We start from the raw sequence: 23,804 nt of genomic DNA, 5'->3' as shown, positions 1-23,804 counted from the left end.
TACCGCGCCTTTGGCCTGCGATTGCGCCCTGAACAGGATGTCCTCTTGACGCTGCCCCGCAAGCCTGAGCATGTATGTCCCGACATTATACCGTGGCCAGGGGCTGTATCGCCAGTCCGAAATGCCCAAGCCGAGACAAGTGCCCAAATGCTGCTGCTGATCGACAACTACGACTCGTTTACCTACAATCTGGTACACTATTTAGGCGAACTTGGCGCCGAAATGGTCATTCGGCGGAATGACGCCCTGGATGTACAAGAAGCCATGGCGATGAACCCTGCAGGAATTCTCCTCAGCCCTGGCCCGTGCGATCCTGATCAGGCCGGTATTTGCCTTGCGCTGACAGAAGCAGCAGCCGAAACAAAGACACCGCTTCTGGGGGTCTGTCTTGGTCATCAGACGATTGGGCAGGTGTTTGGCGGCAATGTTGTCCGCTGCCACGAGATTGTCCACGGCAAGATGGGTATGATGCACCACACCGGTAAAGGCGTGTTCGCTGGCCTGCCCACCCCGTTTGAGGCGACCCGCTATCATTCGCTTATCGTGGATCGGGACACGTTGCCAGATAGCCTTGAGATCACAGCAGAACTGGAAGACAGCACCATCATGGGCCTGCAACACAAAGAATTGCCCATTCACGGCGTACAGTTCCACCCGGAATCAATCGCCTCTGAGCATGGCCACGCTCTGCTCAAGAATTTCCTGTCCGAGATGAAAGTTCCTGCATGAGCGACGCTCTGAAGCCACTGATCGGAGCCGCTGCCGATCGACCCTTAACGCGTGCCGAGGCTGAACAAGCGTTTAGCATCCTGTTTGATGGCGAAGCCACGCCCAGCCAGATTGGCGGCCTGCTGATGGCGATGCGCACTCGTGGTGAAACGGTGGACGAATATGCAGCCGCTGCCGCCGTGATGCGCGCAAAGTGCAATGCGGTGAAAGCACCGGCGGGTGCGATGGATATCGTTGGGACGGGCGGCGACGGTAAAGGCACCCTGAACATTTCCACCGCCACAGCGTTTGTTGTGGCTGGGGCTGGTGTCACCGTCGCCAAACACGGCAATCGAAACCTCAGTTCCAAGTCAGGTGCCGCGGACGCCTTGGGACAGCTGGGCATCAACGTTATGGTTGGCCCGCAAACCGTTGAAAAGGCTCTGCAAGAAGTCGGCATCGGCTTTATGATGGCACCTATGCACCATCCTGCGATTGCGCATGTCATGCCCAGCCGGCAGGAGCTTGGAACGCGTACGATTTTCAACATTCTTGGCCCGTTGACCAACCCCGCTGGTGTTCGGCGTCAACTGACCGGTGCGTTCAGTCGCGACCTGATCCGCCCAATGGCGGAAACGTTGGGACTGCTGGGCGCTGAACACGCCTGGTTAGTGCACGGATCAGATGGCACAGATGAGTTGACGATCACCGGCGTAAGCTGGGTCGCCGCGCTGGAAGATGGCGTTGTGAAAGAGGTCGAGTTGCATCCTGAAGACGCAGGGCTGCCGGTCCACCCGTTCGAGAATATCATAGGCGGAACGCCCGAGGAAAACGCCGTCGCATTCCGCGCCTTGTTGGACGGCGCGCCCTCTGCCTACCGCGACGCGGTGTTGTTGAATTCCGCCGCGGCCCTTGTGGTTGCTGGCTCTGTTGATGACTTGAAAGATGGCGCTGCCATGGCGCGGGAAAGCATCGACAGCGGAAAAGCTAAAGACAAAATTGCGGCCCTGGCCCGAATTACGCAGGAGGCCGCATGACCGAGACGGTTCTGGACAAGATCAAAGCCTACAAACTTGAAGAAGTTGCGGCAGACAAAGCGCAGAAGTCGCTGGAAACACTGGAAAACGAGGCCTGCAACGCGCCCGAGGTTCGCGGTTTTGCCGATGCGCTTCGAACAGCGGCGCGTCGGGGGTACGGCCTGATTGCCGAGATCAAGAAAGCCAGCCCGTCCAAGGGTCTGATCCGCCCGGATTTCGATCCACCCGCTCTGGCCAAAGCCTATGAGGAAGGCGGCGCTGCGTGTTTATCGGTGCTGACCGACACGCCGAGTTTTCAGGGTGCAAAAGAGTACCTGACCGAAGCCCGGGCTGCCACCGAGCTTCCGGCGCTGCGCAAGGATTTTATGTACGACCCCTATCAAGTGGTCGAAGCGCGTGCTTTGGGCGCAGATTGCATTCTGATCATCATGGCATCGGTCGACGACGCGCAAGCCGCCGAACTGGAGCAGACGGCATTAGACTGGGGTATGGATGTCCTGATCGAAGTTCACGACCAGGAAGAACTGGAACGTGCCGCCCTTTTGAAAAGCTCGCTGATTGGAATAAACAATCGCAATCTCAAGACCTTCGAGACATCTCTTGATACCACACGGCATCTGTCCAAGCTTGTACCAGCGGGCCGGACGATCGTTTGCGAAAGTGGTTTGAGCACACCGGAAGATCTGGCAGACATCGCACGTTACGGCGCGCGCAGCTTCCTGATCGGTGAAAGCCTGATGCGTCAGGACGACGTGGCAGCAGCCACCCGCCACCTTCTGGCAAGCCCTCTGATCCCCGGAGTCATGTGATGCCCTTGACCCATTTTGATGCTCAGGGACAGGCCCATATGGTCGATGTCTCGGACAAGGAAGTCACTGACCGCGTCGCCGTGGCGGCTGGCCACATCAAAATGGGGCAAGACACCTTTGATCTGATTTCCGAAGGCCGCGCCAAGAAAGGTGATGTTCTGGGCGTGGCGCGTCTTGCGGGCATCATGGGCGCAAAGAAAACGCCTGATCTGATCCCTTTGTGTCACCCGCTCCCGGTCACCAAGGTAGCTGTCGAACTGACGCTGGATCCCGACTTACCCGGTGTGCTGGTCGAAGCCACAGTCAAAACTTCGGGCCAGACCGGTGTCGAGATGGAGGCGCTGACCGCCGTTTCTACGGCTGCCTTGACGGTCTATGACATGACCAAGGCCGTGGATAAGGCCATGGAAATCGGCGGCATCCGTGTATTACTGAAAGATGGCGGTAAATCAGGGCGTTACGAAGCAAAATGATCACCGTCGAAGAGGCCCGCGCGCTGTTGTTTGAACTGGTTTCGCCCCTGCCAGCCGAGACCGTTGCTTTGTCCGACGCCGCAGGTCGTGTTCTGGCTCAGGATATCGAGGCCACTCGCGACCAGCCGCCTTTTGAGGCGTCCTCGATGGATGGTTACGCGCTGAAAGCGACTGAGGTCGAGCTGCACGCAATGTTCAAGGTCATAGGCGAGTCGGCCGCTGGCAACCGCTACACCGGTCGCGTCGGGCCCGGACAGGCAGTGCGTATCTTCACCGGCGCCCCGGTCCCCGAAGGTGCTGATTTCGTTGTCATACAAGAAGATACCGAACGTCGCGGCGACCTGATCACAATCTCGGACCTACCCGGCCCAAAAACGAATATCAGACCTGCGGGCGTCGATTTCAAAGCAGGCACAAAGATCTCGGCCCCGCGTCGCTTACGCGCAGAGGACATCGCGCTCATGGCGGCGATGAATGTTGCGACCGTATCAGTGACTCGAAAGCCTGTTGTCGCTCTGATCTCCACCGGTGATGAGCTGGTGATGCCGGGCGAAACCCCCGGCCCCGATCAGATCATCGCATCCAATACGTTTGGCTTGAACGCACTGCTGGAGGAAGCTGGTGCGCATGTCCGCGTCCTTCCGGTCGCTCGCGATACGGTCTCATCGCTTGAAACTGCCTTCGGACTGGCCGAAGGAGCGGATCTGGTTGTGACCATCGGCGGCGCATCGGTTGGAGACTACGATCTGGTGTCAGATGTCTCAACCGGGCTGGGATTGGAGCAATCTTTCTACAAGATCCGAATGCGTCCCGGCAAACCCCTGATGGCGGGTCGATTGGGACAAACGGCAATGGTCGGCTTGCCCGGAAATCCTGTCAGTGCAATGGTTTGTGGCTATCTCTTCCTGTTGCCAATGGTGCGTCGGATGTTGGGGGCGGAACAGGTTCTACCCCCATTGCGAACCGCTCATCTTGCTGAACCAATAAGCGAAAACGGCCCGCGTGAGCACTACATGCGGGCTATGCTGGACGAAACCGGCATCCGCGCGTGTGCTGATCAGGACAGTTCGCTGCTCAGCGTTTTGGCGCAGGCAAACGCTCTGTTGGTGCGCCCCCCGCATGACCCCGCCCGACCTGCTGGGGATGAGGTTCAGTACCTGCCGATCTAAGCGTCGCTCAAATCCGTTGACACAAAACGTGAACATGCGTAGAACAAAAGAAAACGCATGACCGATGAGGTGTGAGCAATGTTGACCAAGAAGCAGTTGGATTTGTTGGAATTCATTCACAAACGCGTTCAAGCGGACGGTGTTCCGCCCAGTTTCGATGAAATGAAGGCCGCGCTGGACCTCAGGTCCAAATCCGGCATCCACAGGTTGATTACGGCATTAGAGGAACGCGGGTTCATTCGACGTCTGGCGCACCGTGCGCGGGCCATCGAAATCGTCAAACTGCCGGAAAGCCTGGGTGGAGAACCCACAGTGGCCTTCAAGCCGCGTGTGATCGAGGGCGACAAACCGTCCGGCCCCCGCCCCGCGAATTTTGAGCCGGTGACCGTGGATGCGATGGAATTGCCCGTAATGGGCCGCATCGCCGCCGGCGTTCCCATCGAAGCGATCAGCCATGTGTCGCACCGCGTCGCGGTACCCGGAACAATGGTGTCTGGAAAAGGAGAGCACTACGCGCTGGAAGTGCGTGGCGACTCGATGATCGACGCCGGGATCAACGATGGCGACGTGGTGGTTATCCGGGAAACCTCAGTTGCTGATAACGGCGATATCGTTGTTGCCCTTGTCGAAGATCAGGAAGCCACATTGAAGCGGTTCTTCCGCCGGGGGCAGGCGATTGCGCTTGAGGCCGCGAACCCCGCCTATGAAACCCGCGTTCTGCCGGAAGATAAGGTCAAGGTGCAGGGTCGTTTGGTTGGACTGATCCGCAGCTACTAAAACTGCTTGGTATCCCGGTTCCCGGATGTGTTCGGGGACCAGAGCCTGTCGCCCATCGCCTCTTTAGACGTTGTGATCTTACCACCCGACAGGGACAGGCTTCCCGTGGCCATTAACCGTTTCGGATCGAAGACTTCACAGCCGCCGGACAGTTGCAGCGCCACGGCAGAAATCACGATCTGATCGGCATTGCAGGCACTGAACCCGCGCGCCGCGCGTTTGCCTGTTATGTGCAACACCTCTTTGCCCTGCCAATCATACCGTTGAATGGTGCCGGAATCATGCGGCCATCGACTGGCCGCCTGCAGCTGATCTGCCCCGTCCCCATCATTTTCCAGCCAAATGGTTGCGACAAACCCGCTTCCTTTTTCCTTACTCAAGGCGCGTCCTTGTTCGGTCATTACGCCCACAAGACCGCCGCTATCCGCAACCAGAATTTCAGGGCGATTCCCCTGCCCCCAAAGCATCAACGCCACGGCCATTGGTGCCATTCCAACCCATCGGGCCCGTCCTTGCCACAGCGCAAGCCACAGGCTGCCAAGCGCAATCAGCGGCAGGACAGGGTGCGGCGGGCTGACAACATATCCTTGCGCGCCGTCAAATCCCGATACCCATTGAGAAACCGAAAGAATCCACTCTAAACCCAGCCCCATCACTGCCAGCGGCACCATCTCAAGGCCAAATGGCGACAGCAGTGCTGCCACCACGGCCGAGGGGACGACAACCATGCCCATAACCGGCACCGAAAGTATGTTGGCCAGAAGACCATAGTGAGACAATGTGTTGAAATGCGCCGCACCAATTGGCGCGGTTGCAAATCCCGCGATAGCCGAGGACATCAGCAGGCCCGCAATTGGTTTCAGCCACTTTGGCCCCGGCATCGGTCCAATGTCACGCAACGCTCCGAACACCGCCACAAGCGCTGTCGTTGCGGCAAAAGACATTTGAAACCCCGGGCTAAGCAAGGATTCGGGGCGCAGAATGAGCACAATAAGTGCAGCGACTGCAACGGCCCGTAGGGAAATCGCGCGTCTGTCAATCAGAATGGCCATCAGCATGACACTCGCCATGACAAAGGCGCGTTCCGTGGCGACATTTCCCCCAGACAGTAACAAGTAGATCGTGGCCGCGAACATCGCGCAGACAGCCGCCAGTTTGCGCACAGGCAATCTGAGGGCCAGCGCAGGAATGGTTGAGAACAAAAGCCTGCACATCAGGTAGACGAACCCGGTCAGCAAACCCATGTGCAGGCCCGAAATCGCCAACAGATGCGCCAGGTTGGATGCGCGCAGTGACTTTAGCGTTTCTTGCCCCATACCGCTGCGATCACCCGTTGTGACGGCGGCCGCAAACCCGCCAATCTCACCCGGCAGGATCGTGCGGACATGGTGGGAAATCGCCATTCGCCATGCTGTAATGCGGATGCCTTCGGGCTGCGGGGACGCAGCGATCAGCACCGGGACACGGGTGTATCCCACGGCCCCCAGCCGTTGAAACCACGCGTGTCGTCGAAAATCGAACCCTCCCGGTTCCACCGGGCCTTGCGGGGGCGACAAATGGGCGGTGGTCATGATCCTTTGGCCGGGCACAAGCGACCGTGCGCCTCCGTGCAAGGAAAGCCGGACGCGCTGCGGGCGCTGGTCACCGGGTACATCCCCTATGCGCACCCGATCCAGCGTAATCCGCAGCGCATCCGACGCAGAGCGATTCATGGCTACGACCCGCCCCTCGACCGGGCCGTAGTAACGCCATAACAGGACCGGCTCTGCTACGGTATGGGCGCGCACACCTGCCAGGATGAACCCGGCAGAGATCAGCACCCCCCCTGTTGTCAACGCAGCCCAGCCAGACGGCAGCCTGCGCGCCAAGCCCAGGCAAATGGCAATCGCGGCCACGATTGCGTAAACCATCCACCCCGGTTCAAACCGCAAGCTGAAATACAGACCAATACCGACTGCCAGACACACCGGAGACCACTGAAACAAATACCCTGTCTGGTTCAGCAATGCGGCCTCGACCCGTGCCAGAACACGCATGGTTGCCCCCGTCCTTCCGGCTCGTTAGACAGGCGCCAATCTATGCCCGACACGGTTACCAAAAGGTTAATCCACACAATGTCCGATCAGGTCGTCACTCGTTTCGCTCCGTCCCCAACCGGTTTCCTGCATATCGGCGGCGCCCGCACCGCGTTGTTCAACTGGCTTTATGCCCGTGGCCGTGGCGGCAAGTTCCTGTTGCGGATCGAAGACACCGACCGCGAGCGTTCGACGCCGGAAGCAACGGCTGCGATCCTGCAAGGCATGGGGTGGCTGGGCCTGGATCACGACGGCGATGTGATCAGCCAGTTCGAGGGTGCCGCACGTCACGCCGAGGTGGCGCATCATTTGCTGACCGAGGGCAAGGCGTACAAGTGCTTTTCAACGCAGGAAGAGATCTCGGCCTTCCGCGAACAAGCGCGGGCCGAGGGGAAATCGACCCTGTTCCGCAGCCCTTGGCGCGATGTGGACACGTCCTCTCATCCGGACGCTCCGTTTGCGATCCGCATCAAGGCGCCTCAGGACGGCACGACGGTAATCCGCGATCAGGTTCAGGGTGACGTGACCATTCGCAACGATCAGTTGGACGACATGATCCTGCTGCGTTCGGACGGCACTCCGGTCTACATGCTTGCAGTTGTGGTCGACGATCACGACATGGGCGTGACCCATGTAATCCGTGGCGACGACCACCTGAACAACGCCGCGCGGCAGATGATGATCTATGAGGCGATGGGCTGGGACGTTCCAGTATGGGCGCACATCCCCCTGATCCACGGGCCGGATGGCAAAAAGCTGTCCAAACGCCACGGTGCTTTGGGCGCGCAGGAATATCAGGCCATGGGTTACCCAGCGGCTGGCATGCGCAACTATTTGGCGCGTCTGGGTTGGAGCCACGGTGATGATGAGTTCTTTACGGACGCGCAGGCCAAAGAGTGGTTCGATCTTGACGGAATCGGCAAAAGCCCTGCCCGTTTCGACCTGAAAAAGCTGGAAAATCTGTGTGGACAGCACATCGCCATCGCGGATGATGCTGCATTGCGGCAAGAGATCGAAGCCTATCTGACAGCGGCAAATTTACCTAACCTCACGGAAACACAATCCGGTGATCTGGAACGTGCGATGTATTGCCTCAAGGATCGCGCGCGGATGTTCCCGGAACTTCTTGAAAAAGCTCACTTTGTGTTGACATCTCGGCCAATTGACCCCGATGAAAAGGCTGCGAAAGCGCTGGCCTCAGTATCCGATGGTATACTGAGTGAATTGACGCCGCACGTGCAAAATGCTAGCTGGACGCGAAACGAACTGGAGCAAACCCTAAATTCGTTTGCAGAAGCGAAAGAGGTTAAGTTCGGCAAACTGGCGGGCCCGTTGCGGGCCGTGTTGGCAGGTCGGGCAGTGACGCCTTCAGTTTTTGACATGATGCTTGTGCTGGGGAAGGAAGAAACCCTGGCCCGGCTTTCTGACGCAGCGACGTAAACCCAATCTTCATATTTGGGTAACGCTGCTCCGCTAACACCCGGACTGCGCGCCCGCGCGCAGCCGTTGCCCGCAAGGTCGGACAGCGATTCGACATGCGTAAGAATGAGGAAGGGACACTATGACCGACAGCAATAAAACAGCCACTCTGACAGTCCATGGTGAAACGTACGAGTTGCCGGTTCATTCTCCGACCGCTGGACCTGACGTCATCGACATCCGCAAGCTGTACAGCGATGCTGGAGTGTTCACCTACGACCCCGGTTTTACGTCGACTGCAAGCTGTGACAGCACGATCACCTATATTGACGGCGAAAAAGGCGAGCTGCTGCACCGAGGCTATCCGATCGACCAGCTGGCCGGAAAATCGCATTTCCTAGAAGTATGCTACCTGCTGCTGTACGGAGAGCTGCCGCAAGCCAAGGATCTTGAGCAGTTCGAAACCACCATCACGCGCCACACCATGCTGCACGAACAGATGCAGTATTTCTATCGCGGCTTCCGTCGGGATGCGCACCCGATGGCGATCATGGTGGGTGTCGTTGGCGCAATGTCGGCGTTCTATCACGACTCGACCGACGTATCTGACCCGCATCAGCGCGAGGTCGCCTCGCACCGTCTGATCGCCAAGATGCCGACGATCGCCGCATGGGCCTATAAGTATCACATCGGCCAGCCCTTCGTTTATCCGCGCAACGATCTGGACTATGCGTCCAACTTCCTGCGCATGTGCTTTGCGGTTCCCGCCGAAGAATATGAGGTAAACCCGATCCTCAGCCGTGCGATGGACCGGATTCTGACGCTGCACGCAGATCACGAGCAGAATGCGTCGACCTCGACCGTGCGTCTGGCGTCATCCTCGGGCGCAAACCCGTTTGCGTGTATCGCGGCGGGTGTGGCTTGCCTTTGGGGCCCTGCCCATGGTGGCGCAAACCAGGCCTGTTTGGAGATGTTGGAAGAGATCGGTTCCGTCGATCGTATTCCGGAATACATCGACCGCGCCAAGGACAAGAACGACCCGTTCCGCCTGATGGGCTTTGGCCACCGCGTCTACAAGAACTTCGACCCGCGCGCGACTGTGATGAAGCAATCAGCCGACGAAGTGCTGGAACTACTTGGCGTCGAGAACAATCCGAAGCTGCAGGTTGCCAAAGCATTGGAAAAGCAGGCGCTGGAAGATCCGTATTTCGCCGAGAAAAAACTGTTCCCGAACGTGGACTTCTACTCAGGCATCATCCTCGAGGCGATGGGTTTCCCCACCTCAATGTTCACGCCGATCTTCGCGCTGTCGCGCACCGTTGGCTGGGTCAGCCAATGGAAAGAGATGATCGCAGATCCACAGAACAAAATCGGTCGTCCGCGTCAGCTGTATCTGGGCGAAACGACCCGCGATTATGTGGACATCGAAAACCGCTGATTGCCGGTTACAATTTCGAAACGCCTCGGATCCGTGTCCGGGGCGTTTTTTTTGTTTTAGAATAGTGTCAGTTGATCCCCGGCCTGCGCGGGCCTGGAAAACAGATCACATCGTAGCGGCGGTGTTTTTGTGGCCAACCCCAAACGTTTGACCGCGAGCTTGAAGCGCTTGGCCACCAGCCCGGCATACTCACCCTCCCCCCGCATGCGGTGCCCCCAACGCGGATCGTAGTCACGACCGCCGTGCATTTCGCGCAGTTTGGACATGACCTTTTCAGCTCGCGCCGGCTCATGCTGATGCAGCCAGGATTGCCACAGCTCAGAGACTTCGCGCGGAAGGCGCAGCATGATCCAGGTTGCGGAATCAGCGCCCGCGTCTCGCCCGGCTTCCAGCATGGATTCCAATTCGTGATCCGTCAGACCCGGTATCAAAGGCGATGTCATGACGCGTACCGGCACACCTGCATCGGTCAACCGTCGGATCGTCGCCTGCCGTCTTACAGGGGATGGCGCGCGTGGTTCCATCCGTCGAGACAAGCCTGGGTCCAAAGTTGTCAACGAAATGCCGACCCGAACCAACCCAAGTTGCGCCATAGGGGTAAGGATATCCAAGTCCCGCTCGATCATCGCACCTTTGGTCACGATTGCGACCGGGTGCTGGAACTCTTGCAAGACCTGCAGGCAAGCCCGTGTGATTTGGTGGTATTTTTCGATCGGCTGATACGGGTCGGTGTTTGTTCCCATCGCAATGGTCGCCACTTTGTACCGGGTTGAGGACAGTTCTTTCCTCAGAACCTCTGCCGCGTTTGGCCGTGCAATCAGCCGGGTTTCAAAATCCAATCCCGGCGACAATCCCAGATAGGCATGTGTCGGGCGGGCAAAACAGTACACGCACCCATGCTCGCACCCGCGATACGGGTTAATCGAGCGGTCGAACGGCAGATCGGGCGATCGGTTGTAGGTGACCACACCGCGCGCTACTTCTTCCCGGACCTCGGTTCTGAGCTGGGGAAGTTCTTCTTCCATCTCCCAGCCATCGTCACAGGCCTCGGTCGCAAAGCGTTCGAATCTGCCTGAGTCATTACTGGCCACGCCGCGGGCCTTTATGTTGAGTGCAGGCATATTTGTTCCCGTTACGTTCTCACCTAAGAATCAATAAACCCTGAATCGCCATGCGACAAGGAAAACTACGCGAACCGCCCTATTCGCCTCCGATCCTGGACGCCCGGTTTTTCCCCGGTTGTGAACAGATTGCAGGATGTTGTTGCAGATAATTCCATCGTGATCGCAAACAATTTGACGTATAGGTCGGTCCCGGAACCGCCAAGGTCGCAATCGTAACAGTCTAACTGCGACGAAATGGCCAAAACGGAAAAAATGCCACCACGGGCCGATGGCCCGCCCAGCACAGGGAAATGCCCCATGTCCGATGAAGAAGACATCGTCCTGTCCGAACTCAACGACGACGAACTTGTCGAGCAGATGTTCGACGATCTTTATGACGGCCTGAAAGAAGAGATCGAGGAAGCTGTGAACATCCTGCTTGAACGCGGATGGACGCCATATGACATCCTGACCAAAGCATTGGTCGGTGGCATGACCATCGTGGGCCACGATTTCCGCGACGGCATTCTGTTCGTGCCCGAGGTTCTGCTGGCCGCCAACGCGATGAAGGGTGGGATGACGATCCTCAAGCCGCTGCTGGCCGAAACCGGCGCGCCGCGTGTTGGCAAGATGGTGATCGGCACCGTTAAGGGCGACATTCACGATATCGGCAAAAACCTGGTGTCGATGATGATGGAAGGGGCCGGTTTTGAGGTCGTGGATATCGGCATCAACAACCCGGTCGAAAACTATCTGGAAGCACTGGATTCCGAACAGCCAGACATTCTGGGTATGTCAGCCCTGTTGACCACTACGATGCCATACATGAAAGTGGTCATCGACACGCTGATCGAACAGGGACGGCGTGAAGATTACATCGTACTGGTTGGCGGCGCCCCTCTGAACGAGGAATTCGGCAAGGCCATCGGCGCAGATGCCTATTGCCGTGACGCAGCGGTAGCAGTGGAAACTGCCAAAGAGTTTGTTTCCCGCAAGCACAACCAACTGGCCAGCTAATCCAGGTAACACGGAAATGATCAAGGCCGCCCTTTCCGGGGCGGCTTTTTTGTCTTCAACTGCTTGATAAGCAGTACAGGTTTAATTACCTGTCAATTGTGATTGTGCGAATCTGTTGTAACGCACGAGTTGTTAACGAGTACATATAGGGTGTGTTATGCCTACGACGTTTAATGCTATTTTTCTTGGCCAACTTAGTATTATTGACCCCACTGAGGGCAACAATACGGCAGAAAACGCAGACGCCCTTGTCGGACAAACTTTTGGCGGGCTCGGCGATCCCCTTCTAAACAACGCGGTTGTATGGAGTCCTGTCGGAAATCCGGGCCAAACCTACCAAAATGATGGGACTGTCGACCTCGATGATTTCACAATCGACGGTCAACAAACTGAATTTGACGCTGCCGTCGAATATAATGCCACGATCACATATGTCGACGGAACAACAGTCAACATAACCGCTGTCATTGCCCAAGATGCATTCGGCAACACCTTTCTGGTACCTGAATTTTCAAACAATTCGGATCAGGCCGCGTTGGAAGACCAAGGCATTAGATCTCTTACTTTGAACAGTGTCAGAACCGATGATGCGTCGGGACTAAATTCGAATCGACAAGAATGGGACATCGCCAGATGTTTCACGACCGGCACTTTGATCAAGACAGATCGCGGTCTGGTCAAGGTCGAGAACCTGCGCGTGGGCGACAGGATTCCAACGCTGGATCATGGGTTGCAAACGCTGCGCTGGGTCGGGTCGCAAACCGCGCGCGCCTCGGGGGTGTTTACGCCTGTGTTGATCAAGGCGGGTGCGCTTGGCAATGATCGCGACCTATTAGTCTCGCAACAGCACAGGATGCTGATCAGCGACTGGCGGGTCGAGCTGCATACGGGCCACGCCGAGGCGCTTGCGCCTGCCAAGCATTTGGTGAATGGCCGCGATATCGTGATGAAGCCCGGCGGTCTTGTGACCTATTATCACCTGATGTTCGATCAGCATGAACTGATCTGGGGCGAAGGTTGCCTGAGCGAAAGCTTTCACCCTGGAATCCAGGCGTGGAACAGTTTTGAGGATGAAACACGGCAAGAGATTCTGTCGCTGTTTCCCAACCTAGGCAGCCACGGGATCACCGCTTATGGTCCCCCTGCCCGCCCGTCGCTTCAATCTTTTGAAACGCGTGCGTCGGTGGCCTGACACGAGATGTCGGAAGCGGGCTTGCCTTGATCCGGCATTCATTCTTTGATGCTGCAATCCTTCAGGGAATTGACGATGCAGCAGAACAACACACCGGATGACGCAAGCCTGACGACAAAAGGCTATACCGAAGACACTCGGCAAGGCGGCATACTGCTGTTGGCATGCGGTGCACTGGCGCGCGAAATCCTGCATCTGAAAAAGCGCAACGGCTGGGATCATATGACCCTGACTTGCTTGCCCGCCATCCTGCACGTCCACCCCGAACGGATTACGCAGGCTGTGGAAGAAGCTGTTGCCAAGCACCGCGGTAACTTTGACCAGATCTTCGTCGTCTATGCCGATTGTGGCACCGGCGGCTTGTTGCAGAAGGCCTGCAAAGAGATGGGCATCGAGATGATCAAAGGCCCGCACTGCTATTCTTTTTTCGAAGGAAATCAAGCCTTTGAAGACCATGGCGATGATGAAACGACGGCCTTCTACTTGACAGATTTTCTGGCCCGTCAGTTTGACGCCTTTGTGTGGAAACCGCTGGGCCTGGACCGTCACCCCCAACTGCGGGACATGTATTTCGGGAACTATACAAAACTTGTCTATCAAGCCCAGACAGACGACCCGGACCTGACGGCACGCGCGCAGGAATGCGCCGAACGGATGGGTTTGACGTTCGAACGCCGCTTCACCGGCTATGGCGATCTGGAAACCACGCTGACCGAGTGGGCCACCCGCAAGCCGACGGCCTGATCGTCAGGCGTTCTCTTGCGCGACCTCGCGGATACGCTCGATCATCGATCGCAAACCATTTGATCGCTGTGCGGACAGGTGATCGTTCAGCCCAAGGCGCGCCAACTCACCGCCCGCGTCGACCTTGGGGACTTCGCCAACAGGCAGGCCGTTATACAAAGACCGCAACACCGCAATCAGCCCACGCACGATCAACGCGTCGCTGTCACCGTCGAACCGGAAAACACCGCCGTCGATCACGGGATGCAGCCACACCTGACTGGCGCAGCCGTGCACCTTGGTGGCCGGCACTTTGAGCGCGTCATCCAGCGGCTGCATCGCCTTGCCCTGATCGATGACGTGGCGATACCGGTCTTCCCAGTCATCCAGAAACTCAAAATCCTCGACGATTTCCTCAAAGGCGGGCGTTGCCATTTCGCAGCGGTCCTTTTTGTTGCGATCACATTTGTGACCTATGCCTCTGTTGGGCACCTGTCCAGCCCCGGTGTGGGTTTTCAATCTTTGGAATTTACGATAACCCATTGCTGAAAATACTTCTCTGGGCTTTGGGACCATGAAAAAATCAACACCTCTTCTATTGGTCAGCACTCTGGCACTGGCCGCCTGCAGCGGCTGGAGCGAGTCGCGCGTGAACCCGACCAATTGGTTCGGGTCCAGTACGCCCGCCCCTACTGAAGTATCCGTAAACGAAGCTGATGCTCTGGTGCCCAAAGGGCGTGACGGCCCGGGCCTGTTTTCGCGACCTGAAAAGGAAGTGATCGGCTTTGCCATAACCAAGGTAGATGAGCTACGCATCGACCCCACGTCTACCGGGGCAATCATCTATGTCAAAGGTACGGCCTCAAGACAGGGCGCCTATAATGCGCGCCTTGTCCGCGTGGAAAGCGAAGAGAACGAAAAGAACGGCATTCTGGAATACACGTTCGAAGTCAGCTACCCAAGCTACGCGACCAATCAAGGCTCTGAAAGATCGCGTGAGGTCAATGATGCCACAACGGTTGGCCGGGCCGAGCTGCGAAACATCCGTTTGGTTCGCGTTCGCGGCGAACAGAATGCACTAGAGTCCCGGCGGCGCTAATCGCCGCTAAAGCGACACAACTTGTACGGATTGCCCCTTGGCGGCCAGAGCGATCTTGCCGTCACACAGTTTCAGGGCATCTTCGCCAAACACCTCAAAACGCCAGCCTGACATCGAAGGCAGCTTGCGCTCGCCCGCAGCCAACTGGTCCAGTTCGGAACTGGTTGCGATCAGCTTGGCCGCCACGCCCGAGCTTTCGGTTTTGGACTTGAGCAACACGCGCAGCAGATCGGCAAGCGCCGGGTTGATCTTTAGCTTGTCACGGCTGTTATCGACCTGCGGCAATTGATCGGCAGGGCAGTTTACCCCCCGTTTCACCGACGCCAGAATACCATCGGCAATCGCGCCTTTGCGCGCCTCACGCAGCAGCAAGCGCGAACCGCCAAGATCCGATGGCGTTTTCGGCTTGGTCGAGGCAAGCTCGATAAGCGCGTCATCTTTGAACACACGGCTGCGTGGAACATTGTTTTCCTGCGCATAAGCTTCGCGAAACTGCGCTAGCTCGCGCACGACGGCCAGGAACTTGGCCGAATTTGTGCGGGTTTTTACCCGCTTCCATGCATCTTCGGGACGGATATCGTAGGTTCCGGGCTGGGTCAGGGTGCGCAACTCTTCGGATACCCAATGGCTGCGCTGCGACTTGTTCAACTGGGCCGCCAGATATTCGTAGATCTGCCGCAAATGCGTGACATCCGCCAAGGCATAGGTCTTTTGCGCATCTGTCAGTGGCCGACGTGACCAATCGGTAAAACGCGAGGTTTTGTCGACGCCTTCCTTGCAGATTTTGCGCACCAAAGTCTCGTATCCCACCTGCTCACCAAAGCCGCAGACCATCGCGGCGACCTGGGTGTCGAACAGAGGTTGCGGGAACACGGACGCCTCGACCCAGAAAATCTCAAGATCCTGCCGCGCGGCGTGAAACACTTTGACCACGCTTTCATCGCGAAACAGGTCATAAAGCGGGTCCAGAGACAGGCCGTCGGCCAATGGGTCCACCAGAACGGCGCTGTCTTCACCGTCAGATGGCACCGCAAGTTGCACCAAACAGAGTTTTGAATAGTAAGTCCGTTCGCGCAGAAACTCGGTATCTACGGTGACATAGTCGTATTCCGCCGCGGCCTTGCAGAAATCGGCCAGCTCTTGCGTCGTCGTCAGGGTTTTCATGCGCGGTACTGTTCTTGCTCTTGTTCTGTGCGGCTGATTGTCTGTTTCATTCCGTACCCAGCCGTATTGCGGACCATAGGATGAATTTGACGCGCGTGTAAATCACCCTGAGACGTTCAGGGCAGCAACACCGGAGTCCGATCCCCACTGGCGTAACGGCGCAACACTGTAGGGTAGAGTTTGTGTTCCCATACCAGCACCCGGGCGGCCAATCCCTCGGGCGTGTCACCCGGTTCAATATCCACTCGCGCTTGCCCAAGGATCGGACCGTCATCCAAAGCTGCGGTGACTTCGTGGACCGAACATCCATGTTCAGCGTCTCCGGCTTCAATAGCGCGCGCGTGGGTATTGAGACCCTTGTATTTCGGCAGAAGCGAAGGGTGGATATTCAGCATCCGCCCCTGAAAACGCGAAACGAAATCACCGGTCAGAACACGCATGAACCCTGCAAGGCAAACGATATCGGGTTGCGCCTCTTCCAGCGGTGTCAGCAACTCGGCCTCAAACGCGGCGCGGTCGCCCTTGAACGGGCGGTGATCCACCGACGCGGTTGGAATGCCGCGCTCTGCCGCCTTTGTCAGGCCACCCGCATTCGCATCATTGGACAGAACAAGACAAGGCCGTGCAGCGTGATCGCCGGTCATGCTGTCGACCAGCGACACCATGTTCGAGCCCCCACCCGAGATCAGAATAGCGACGCGCTTGTGGTTCACAACAGGGTGCCCGAATAGGCCATGCCCGCTGTCCCGGTCACAGTGCCGATCCGCGCAACCGTTTCGCCCGCGTCGGCCAGCAACACCGCCAGATCATCTGCGCGATCCGCGTGACACGCGACGATCATGCCAATGCCGCAATTGAAGGTCTTCAACATCTCGGCCTCAACGATTCCACCGGTTTCCGCCATCCAGCGGAATACAGGCGGCAAGTCCCATGCATTCAGGTCAATCTCGGCACCCAGCCCCTCGGGCAACACGCGCGGCAGGTTTTCGGTCAGGCCACCGCCAGTGATATGGGCCAGTGCATGAATGCCCCCTGCCCGGATCGCCCGCAGTGCAGGTTTCACGTACAGACGCGTTGGGGTCAGCAGCGCCTCGCCCAGAGAGCCGTCGCTGAACGGTGACGTGGCATCCCAGTCCAGGCCCGAAATTTCGACCAGTTTGCGCACCAGCGAGTAGCCGTTTGAATGGACACCGTTCGACGCCAGCCCCAAAAGCACGTCGCCTTCCTGAACGCCGGCCGGCAGATGCGCACCACGCTCCATCGCACCGACCGAGAACCCGGCCAGATCAAAATCCCCATCAGGGTACATGCCGGGCATTTCCGCGGTTTCACCGCCGATCAAAGCGCATCCGGACTGGACACAGCCTTCAGCAATGCCTTCGATAATCCGTGCGGCTGTGTCGGTATCCAGTTTGCCGGTCGCAAAGTAATCCAGGAAAAACAGCGGCTCAGCACCCTGACAGATCAGGTCGTTGACGCACATGGCGACTAGGTCGATGCCCACACCGTCGACAACACCGGTATCAATGGCAATGCGCAGCTTGGTGCCCACCCCATCGGTGGCCCCAACCAGAATCGGGTCCTGATATCCGGCATCCTTTAGATCGAACAGAGCGCCAAATCCGCCCAGCCCGCTCATCACACCCGAGCGGTTGGTGCGTTTTGCGGCCGGCTTGATCCGGTCGACTAGGGCATTCCCCGCATCAATATCAACGCCTGCATCGGCATAGGTGATTCCGTTCTTGCCCGTGGTCATGGCCAGCCCCTTATGAATGGTTCCCGCGCGGGTTATTCGATTGTGCGACTTGTTGCAACGGTCAGGCTTGACGCGGCTGTTCACCATGGTACTCAAAGCGCTCAGGCGGGCCTGTAGCTCAATTGGTTAGAGCAGAGCGCTCATAACGCTTTGGTTGCGGGTTCAAGTCCTGCCGGGCCTACCACCGTCTACTTGTTCATTGTTATCAGTTACAGATGCTTGCCAGACCAGCAATGCATGGTGTTTCTACTGTCCTGCTCAAACATAAGATGCATTCTTCTAAATCTGCAGGATTGCCCAGTACCTCTGAACCTTATTCAAACCCCTAGAGTTCGGAGTCCCCGCTCAAGCGGAAGTGCCATTTGGTACATTCAAGAGAAATGACACATCCGCATACTATACTTTTGGATACATCACCTATTCGAATGGATTTTTGGCTATCCCATTTCCATTCAGTGAAACTTGTAAATTCATGTTTTTATGATCTTGCACGTCCCATACATGTGCATCCCAGCCTCCGACCAGCACCCAGTAGGAGGAAATTAACCGGCTTCGCGACCCCTCCGCTCACTCGGACCGCGAAGCTGGTTTTTTTTGTGCCGTTTTTTGATTGTAAAGAGCTTTCAAAGACAAAGCGCACCGGCAAACCTCCAATTGAAGTCCCTACCTACTTTGGAGGTTCTCCGAAGTATCCACCAAAGTATCCAACCATCGCACCCAAAACGCCGACTATGATGACAATCGAGATTAATGCACCACTGCTTTTTGAGTAATATCCAAGCGTCAGGAGCCCAACGACAAATATACCAACCAAGAAATACAATACAGTGTTGTCCATACCTAAACCTATGCCGCAAAAGACGTTCTGTAACGTTACGATAGAAATGCGCCTCAAGTCTAATGGGGGAGTTACACAGCATTCGGCACCAGGGTAGCCACTCGTTCCCGCTCCAAAAAACCCGCGTTGTTCGGAGGGAAACAGTTACAAACAACGCGGGAGGCAGTTGGGGTAGTGATGGCGATACGGAGCGGGTCAAGAATTGGACCAAAAAACCCCGGGTAAAGCCGTTCGGTCTAATAGGAGGAGGTAACTTTACGCTTCAGGATCTGTCGCTTCAGCCTTTTGGAAAACTGCCAAGGTGACAAACAACCCGCCGATCAGCAGCAAATGGCCCAATGCGGTTACACCGAAAACAAAATAGCTACCAATCATCAGCGAGAAGATTGCGCTCCACATCCATGCCAACATCTGCATCAGCATGTGTGCTGTGGATAGAGAGTATTTTCTTAGTGGGTTTTTCGTTTCATCCATTACCGATACCCACGATGATTTCACGTCGAAACTATTGGTCATGACTTCCTCCCATTCTAAAGGTTATACGGGGTGATCGGTGCTTTGGACCAAAGAAATAATATGCGCGCCGCTTATGGCAGCGACACAAAACGTAAATTCCAACCTCACCAAAATCATCGCCCAACAATGATATCTGCGCAAAGGCCACCCAGCCTTTCACTTTTACCAAGCCGCAGAACACCGCCATGTGCGCGTGCAATATCCGCGACAATCGCCAACCCAAGACCAACGCCACTGCCCTGATTCTGGTTGCGTGCGGGATCAAGACGCGAGAACGGTTTTACAGCCTCAGTGCGCTGCTCTACCGGAATGCCTGGTCCGTCATCTTCGACCCGGATGCGCGTGGTTTTGGGCGTCTGGGACAAGCTGACCTCGGCCCGGTTGCCGTATCGCACCGCATTGCCAATCAAATTTTCGACCGCGCGGCGAATGGCCATGGGGCGCAGCATCGCAGTGCCGTCGCCTTCGACCGAGATCAATTCGGCCTGATGACCAGCCCGGCGCGCGTCTTCGACGATCTGACGCAACAACGCTGCGGGTTCGATCGCCTCGGCTGGCCCCTCGGCGACACCACGTGAAAAATCAAGGAACGCATCCAGCAGCAATTGCATTTCGTCCACGTCCTGTTTCAGCGGTGCCGCCTCATCCTCGGGCAACATGGAAAGCCCCAGTTTCAGGCGCGTCAGCGGCGTTCTCAGGTCGTGGCTTACACCCGACAGCATCATAGTACGCTGTTCCATCTGTCGCTCGATTCTAGCCCTCATTTCCAGAAATGCACTGCCAGCAGCGCGCACTTCTATTGCGCCCCCCGGCGTATATGGCACTACCCTGCCCCGACCAAAGGCCTGCGCAGCGTCAGAAAGGCGGGTAATAGGTCGCAGCTGATTGCGCATATAGAGGAATGAGATCGTCGTCATCACAACGGCAAAGAACATCATGGTCACAATCAACTGATGCGGCGCCGTGGGCGACAGGCGGCGGCGATCTATCGTCAGCTGAAGCAGCCCCAGATCGGTTTCAAGATACAACCGAGCTTCATCACCCGAAGGCAAAGCGACGGCGGCCAGATCGGGCAGCCCCGCACGCAAATGGGATTCGACCTGTGGTGCGATAAAATCGTACCACCGACGCCTGTCCGTCATCGGGTCTTCGTCGCCGTCAACAAAACGGGCTTTCATATCAAGCACCGACAAATCCAGGCGTATCGCTGCCAGCGCCTGCTGTTGGGTCTCGGCCTTTTTCATGGTTTCCAGCACCAACGTCACTTCGCGCGTGGCGGTCTTGGTCATCTGCGCGGTGACGTCCTCGAGATGCTTTTGCAAAAAGGCAATCCCCACCACCAACAGCAGCACGACAACTGGAAGAACCAGAATTAGTGCGGCCCGGGCATACAGGCTGCGCGGCATATATTGTTTGAGCCATCGACTGAACATGCGCTAAACCTAACGGGCTGATCCGCCGAGAGAAAGAGCTCAGAATGCAGGCGCCCGACGATTTCAACCCGCCCCCCGGTCAGGCGGTGGACTTACAACCCGGGCTGCGGCGGATACTGGCCCCGAATCCGTCCCCGATGACTTATCGCGGTACGAACACGTACCTTTTGGGAGAACGTGATTTGGCGGTCATTGATCCCGGTCCTTTGAGCGATGCTCATCTTGAAGCGATTCTGGATGCGGTGCAGCCGGAGCAACGGATCAGCCATATTATCGTCACGCACAGCCATCTGGACCACTCGCCGCTTGCGGCACCATTGGCAGCACGCACCGGCGCGCCAATTCTGGCCTTTGGCGGACCGCAGGCCGGACGCAGCGCAGTGATGACACAACTGGCGCGGCAGGGTCTGGCCGGAGGTGGCGAAGGAATCGACACCGCATTCCGCCCGGATTTCGAGGTGGCAGATGGAGAGATGATCGAAGGCGATGACTGGCAGCTTGAGGTCATCCATACGCCTGGTCACTTGGGCAATCATATCGCTTTGGGCTGGGGTGATGTTTGCTTTACTGCCGATCATGTCATGGGATGGGCCAGCTCGCTGGTTTCTCCACCGGATGGGGACCTGACAGACTTTATGCGAGCGTGCCACAGGTTGCGTGCGCGGGATTGGGCCGTGTTTCACGCGGGTCACGGTGCGGAGATCACCAACCCTTCTGAAAGGTTGGATTGGCTGATCACTCACCGGCTGTCCCGCGAGGCGCAGATACTGGCGGCGCTGGAGGAGCAGCCCGGAAACGCCCGCCAACTTGCCGAGCGCGTCTATACCGACACGCCAGCCACGCTTTTGCCCGCGGCTGAACGCAATGTGTTCGCACATCTAGTTGATCTTTATGGTAAATCTCAAGTTTACACTTCCGACGCACTTTCAGTCGATGCCATGTTTTCAAGGTCAGCATGAACACGCAGAACTTTTTTTCCGTTTGATGCAGTTCCCCTCTGGACGGGCAAAAAACGGGTTGTTATACGCCCCTCAGTTCCGGCGTAGCTCAGCGGTAGAGCAGTTGACTGTTAATCAATTGGTCGTAGGTTCGATCCCTACCGCCGGAGCCAAAATCCCCTGATATCAAGACCCTCATACGGCGCCAAATTTGGTACTATTCGGATTGATGTCATTTTAACGAAAAAAATTCTGCCCCCCACTGGACGCCGTAGAAACAGGTTGCTATACGGCGCGAACCGTTCCGGCGTAGCTCAGCGGTAGAGCAGTTGACTGTTAATCAATTGGTCGTAGGTTCGATCCCTACCGCCGGAGCCATTTCCAACAATATCAGGCGCTTAGCCCATCAAGGCACTCTCGAAGTCTGCCCGCAGGTTGCGCTTTAGGACCTTGCCGGTCGCGTTCAGTGGCAATGCATCCACAAAGACTACCTTATCGGGCACCTGCCATTTGGCGATTTTACCTTCGAAGAAAGCTAGCAACTCCTCTTCGGTTGGGTCCGCGCCTTCGGCTTTGACGGCCACCAACAAGGGGCGTTCGTCCCATTTGGGATGCGGCACACCAACAACGGCTGCACTGGCAAGCTGCGGGTGCGCGACGGCGATGTTTTCAAGCTCGACCGAGCTGATCCACTCGCCCCCGGATTTGATGATGTCCTTGGACCGGTCGCGGATTGTCATGTATCCGTCCGGGTCCAACGTTGCGACATCTCCAGTCGCGAACCAGCCGTCCTGCAGCAGGTCTTCATCCTGCATCTGAAAATAGCTGTCCAACACCCAATGCCCGCGCACCAGCAGATCGCCCTGCGTGACGCCGTCATGGGGCAGATCATTGCCGTCATCATCGACGATTTTCAACTCGACCCCATAGGGTGGACGACCCTGGCTTTCGCGCAGCTTGTGTTGTTCCTCAGGCGGAAGGTCCAGATGTTTGGCCAGTGGGTTGTTCGTGCTTCCCAGGGGACTCATCTCGCTCATGCCCCAGGCGTGAACCGTATCGACGCCATAGGTCTCGCGGAAAGTTTCGATCATCGAGGGCGGGCACGCAGCACCGCCAATCACAGTGCGTTTCAAGCTGGCCAGTTTGCTACCTGACTTCTCGGCATGTGCCAGCAAGCCTTGCCAGATCGTCGGAACCCCCATTGCCAGCGTCACGCCATATGTATCGACCAGATTCACCAGTGCTTCGCCATGTAGACCCGGCCCGGGCAGCACCATGCGTGAACCCGACATGGCGCAGGCATAGGGCGACCCCCAGGCGTTGACATGGAACATTGGAACCACCGGCATCACGACATCCATAGCAGAAAAGCCTATGACATCTCGCGTGTTCGATCCGAAACTGTGCAGAACTGTGGAACGATGGGAATACAGAACGCCTTTGGGATTGCCCGTCGTGCCCGAGGTGTAACACAGGCTGGACGCTGTGTTTTCATCGAAACTGGGCCACTGAAAATCACCGTCGCCAGTTTCGAGCAGGTCATCATAGAACGCGACGCCAGGGATTTGAGCAATGGCGTCCTCATTTCGTGGCCCCATCAAAACGAAGTGGCGCACTTCGGACAGGTGTTCGTGCAGCGCGGCGACCAGAGGGATGAATGTCGCATCAAAGAACAGAACCCGGTCTTTGGCGTGGTTGATAATGTAAGTCAGCTGTTCCGGGAAAAGCCGGGGGTTCACCGTGTGGCACACAAAACCCGCGCCGGAGGTGGCATAGTAGATCTCCAGATGTCGCCGGTTGTTCCAGGCCAACGTGCCAATTCGATCCTGCGGCTCCAACCCCAGCTTGGTCAGCGCTGATCCCAGTTTTCGTGCGTTTTGCGCCACCTGCTCCCATGTGGTTTCGGTGACCGATCCATCGGTTTCGACCGAGTAGATCTCGGTCTGGCCATGATAGCGTTCGGCGTGATCAATCAGCGACGAAATCAGCAAAGGCTGCGTCATCATCTGTCCCAGCATGGACATCCTCCCATTATCAGCGTCGCCTCTATTGGGCAGTGCTGTCTGCTTGCCTGATGCCACTCGCCAGCGCGCGCAAAGCAAAGTGTTCAGGGCGTTCCC

Annotated in this window: 22 protein-coding genes and 3 tRNA genes; 16 read left to right on the top strand and 9 right to left on the bottom strand. The window is 57.1% G+C overall.

Going from position 1 to position 23,804, the window contains the following annotated elements:
- Positions 1–147 precede the first annotated feature (147 nt).
- From AC2FLA_RS09170 to lexA, 6 genes are all read left to right on the top strand, one after another.
- Complete coding sequence (locus tag AC2FLA_RS09170) at positions 148–729, top strand: anthranilate synthase component II (RefSeq protein ID WP_496721740.1); 582 nt, start codon at positions 148–150, stop codon at positions 727–729.
- On the top strand, positions 726–1,745 hold the full coding sequence (gene trpD, locus AC2FLA_RS09165) for an anthranilate phosphoribosyltransferase (RefSeq protein ID WP_496721739.1): 1,020 nt from the start codon (positions 726–728) through the stop codon (positions 1,743–1,745). The genes AC2FLA_RS09170 and trpD overlap by 4 nt, the downstream gene beginning before the upstream one ends.
- The gene (trpC, locus tag AC2FLA_RS09160) at positions 1,742–2,554 is read left to right on the top strand and encodes an indole-3-glycerol phosphate synthase TrpC (protein ID WP_496721738.1); all 813 of its coding nucleotides are present in this window, start codon (positions 1,742–1,744) and stop codon (positions 2,552–2,554) included. The genes trpD and trpC overlap by 4 nt, the downstream gene beginning before the upstream one ends.
- The gene (moaC, locus tag AC2FLA_RS09155) at positions 2,554–3,027 is read left to right on the top strand and encodes a cyclic pyranopterin monophosphate synthase MoaC (protein WP_496721737.1); all 474 of its coding nucleotides are present in this window, start codon (positions 2,554–2,556) and stop codon (positions 3,025–3,027) included. The genes trpC and moaC overlap by 1 nt, the downstream gene beginning before the upstream one ends.
- A complete protein-coding gene (locus AC2FLA_RS09150) occupies positions 3,024–4,196 on the top strand; it encodes a molybdopterin molybdotransferase MoeA (protein ID WP_496721736.1) in 1,173 nt (390 codons plus the stop codon). Before moaC ends, AC2FLA_RS09150 begins: the two co-directional genes overlap by 4 nt.
- 78 nt (positions 4,197–4,274) lie before the next feature.
- Positions 4,275–4,973 carry a transcriptional repressor LexA gene (gene lexA / locus AC2FLA_RS09145; RefSeq protein WP_058271750.1) on the top strand — a complete coding sequence of 233 codons (699 nt, stop codon included), beginning with the start codon at positions 4,275–4,277 and terminating at the stop codon, positions 4,971–4,973.
- On the opposite strand, the gene AC2FLA_RS09140 is transcribed toward lexA, so the two are convergent.
- Positions 4,970–7,009 carry a ComEC/Rec2 family competence protein gene (locus tag AC2FLA_RS09140; protein ID WP_496721735.1) on the bottom strand — a complete coding sequence of 680 codons (2,040 nt, stop codon included), beginning with the start codon at positions 7,007–7,009 and terminating at the stop codon, positions 4,970–4,972. The genes lexA and AC2FLA_RS09140 overlap by 4 nt on opposite strands.
- Positions 7,010–7,087: 78 nt before the next feature.
- On the opposite strand from AC2FLA_RS09140, the gene gltX reads away from it, so the two are divergent.
- Together gltX and gltA are read left to right on the top strand one after the other, a co-directional pair.
- Positions 7,088–8,488 (top strand): glutamate--tRNA ligase, encoded by a 1,401-nt coding sequence (gene gltX, locus AC2FLA_RS09135; protein WP_496721870.1) that lies wholly within the window; start codon positions 7,088–7,090, stop codon positions 8,486–8,488.
- Positions 8,489–8,609: 121 nt separating this feature from the next.
- A complete protein-coding gene (gene gltA / locus AC2FLA_RS09130) occupies positions 8,610–9,905 on the top strand; it encodes a citrate synthase (RefSeq protein ID WP_109311809.1) in 1,296 nt (431 codons plus the stop codon).
- A 56-nt stretch (positions 9,906–9,961) separates the two neighbouring features.
- On the opposite strand, the gene AC2FLA_RS09125 is transcribed toward gltA, so the two are convergent.
- Complete coding sequence (locus AC2FLA_RS09125) at positions 9,962–11,026, bottom strand: PA0069 family radical SAM protein (protein ID WP_496721734.1); 1,065 nt, start codon at positions 11,024–11,026, stop codon at positions 9,962–9,964.
- A gap of 300 nt (positions 11,027–11,326) precedes the next feature.
- Between AC2FLA_RS09125 and AC2FLA_RS09120 the strand changes: the two genes are divergently transcribed.
- From AC2FLA_RS09120 to AC2FLA_RS09110, 3 genes are all read left to right on the top strand, one after another.
- On the top strand, positions 11,327–12,025 hold the full coding sequence (locus tag AC2FLA_RS09120) for a corrinoid protein (protein WP_113790178.1): 699 nt from the start codon (positions 11,327–11,329) through the stop codon (positions 12,023–12,025).
- A gap of 157 nt (positions 12,026–12,182) precedes the next feature.
- Positions 12,183–13,217, top strand: coding sequence for a Hint domain-containing protein (locus tag AC2FLA_RS09115; RefSeq protein WP_496721733.1), 1,035 nt, complete (start codon positions 12,183–12,185; stop codon positions 13,215–13,217).
- A 75-nt stretch (positions 13,218–13,292) separates the two neighbouring features.
- Complete coding sequence (locus AC2FLA_RS09110; protein WP_496721732.1) at positions 13,293–13,961, top strand: DUF1638 domain-containing protein; 669 nt, start codon at positions 13,293–13,295, stop codon at positions 13,959–13,961.
- Between the two features lie 3 nt (positions 13,962–13,964).
- On the opposite strand, the gene AC2FLA_RS09105 is transcribed toward AC2FLA_RS09110, so the two are convergent.
- Positions 13,965–14,375 carry a SufE family protein gene (locus AC2FLA_RS09105; protein WP_496721731.1) on the bottom strand — a complete coding sequence of 137 codons (411 nt, stop codon included), beginning with the start codon at positions 14,373–14,375 and terminating at the stop codon, positions 13,965–13,967.
- A gap of 139 nt (positions 14,376–14,514) precedes the next feature.
- On the opposite strand from AC2FLA_RS09105, the gene AC2FLA_RS09100 reads away from it, so the two are divergent.
- Positions 14,515–15,039 (top strand): hypothetical protein, encoded by a 525-nt coding sequence (locus AC2FLA_RS09100; protein ID WP_496721730.1) that lies wholly within the window; start codon positions 14,515–14,517, stop codon positions 15,037–15,039.
- Between the two features lie 6 nt (positions 15,040–15,045).
- Here the strand turns inward: AC2FLA_RS09100 and rnd are convergent, their stop codons facing one another.
- From rnd to purM, 3 genes are all read right to left on the bottom strand, one after another.
- On the bottom strand, positions 15,046–16,203 hold the full coding sequence (rnd, locus tag AC2FLA_RS09095; protein ID WP_496721729.1) for a ribonuclease D: 1,158 nt from the start codon (positions 16,201–16,203) through the stop codon (positions 15,046–15,048).
- A 116-nt stretch (positions 16,204–16,319) separates the two neighbouring features.
- The gene (gene purN, locus AC2FLA_RS09090) at positions 16,320–16,916 is read right to left on the bottom strand and encodes a phosphoribosylglycinamide formyltransferase (protein WP_496721728.1); all 597 of its coding nucleotides are present in this window, start codon (positions 16,914–16,916) and stop codon (positions 16,320–16,322) included.
- Positions 16,913–17,959, bottom strand: coding sequence for a phosphoribosylformylglycinamidine cyclo-ligase (purM, locus tag AC2FLA_RS09085; RefSeq protein ID WP_496721727.1), 1,047 nt, complete (start codon positions 17,957–17,959; stop codon positions 16,913–16,915). Before purM ends, purN begins: the two co-directional genes overlap by 4 nt.
- A 107-nt stretch (positions 17,960–18,066) precedes the next feature.
- Here purM and AC2FLA_RS09080 point away from each other — a divergent pair.
- Positions 18,067–18,143 (top strand) — tRNA-Ile (locus tag AC2FLA_RS09080).
- Between the two features lie 909 nt (positions 18,144–19,052).
- On the opposite strand, the gene AC2FLA_RS09075 is transcribed toward AC2FLA_RS09080, so the two are convergent.
- Complete coding sequence (locus tag AC2FLA_RS09075) at positions 19,053–19,313, bottom strand: hypothetical protein (protein ID WP_496721726.1); 261 nt, start codon at positions 19,311–19,313, stop codon at positions 19,053–19,055.
- A gap of 113 nt (positions 19,314–19,426) precedes the next feature.
- Positions 19,427–20,746: an ATP-binding protein gene (locus AC2FLA_RS09070; protein WP_496721725.1), complete on the bottom strand. Its 1,320-nt coding sequence runs from the start codon at positions 20,744–20,746 to the stop codon at positions 19,427–19,429.
- A gap of 44 nt (positions 20,747–20,790) precedes the next feature.
- On the opposite strand from AC2FLA_RS09070, the gene AC2FLA_RS09065 reads away from it, so the two are divergent.
- The 3 genes from AC2FLA_RS09065 to AC2FLA_RS09055 all read left to right on the top strand — a co-directional run bounded on the left by AC2FLA_RS09065 (position 20,791) and on the right by AC2FLA_RS09055 (position 22,062).
- Positions 20,791–21,705 (top strand): MBL fold metallo-hydrolase, encoded by a 915-nt coding sequence (locus AC2FLA_RS09065; protein WP_496721724.1) that lies wholly within the window; start codon positions 20,791–20,793, stop codon positions 21,703–21,705.
- Positions 21,706–21,782: 77 nt separating this feature from the next.
- Positions 21,783–21,857: transfer RNA gene (locus AC2FLA_RS09060), tRNA-Asn, on the top strand.
- A gap of 130 nt (positions 21,858–21,987) precedes the next feature.
- Positions 21,988–22,062: transfer RNA gene (locus AC2FLA_RS09055), tRNA-Asn, on the top strand.
- Positions 22,063–22,082: 20 nt separating this feature from the next.
- On the opposite strand, the gene AC2FLA_RS09050 is transcribed toward AC2FLA_RS09055, so the two are convergent.
- On the bottom strand, positions 22,083–23,702 hold the full coding sequence (locus AC2FLA_RS09050; RefSeq protein WP_496721723.1) for a long-chain-fatty-acid--CoA ligase: 1,620 nt from the start codon (positions 23,700–23,702) through the stop codon (positions 22,083–22,085).
- Between the last annotated feature and the right edge of the window lie 102 nt (positions 23,703–23,804).

It is taken from the genome of Ruegeria sp. CDSA033, from assembly GCF_059612305.1.
The sequence above is the reverse complement of the archived record's forward strand: the minus strand, read 5'-3'. Positions and strand labels throughout refer to the sequence as shown.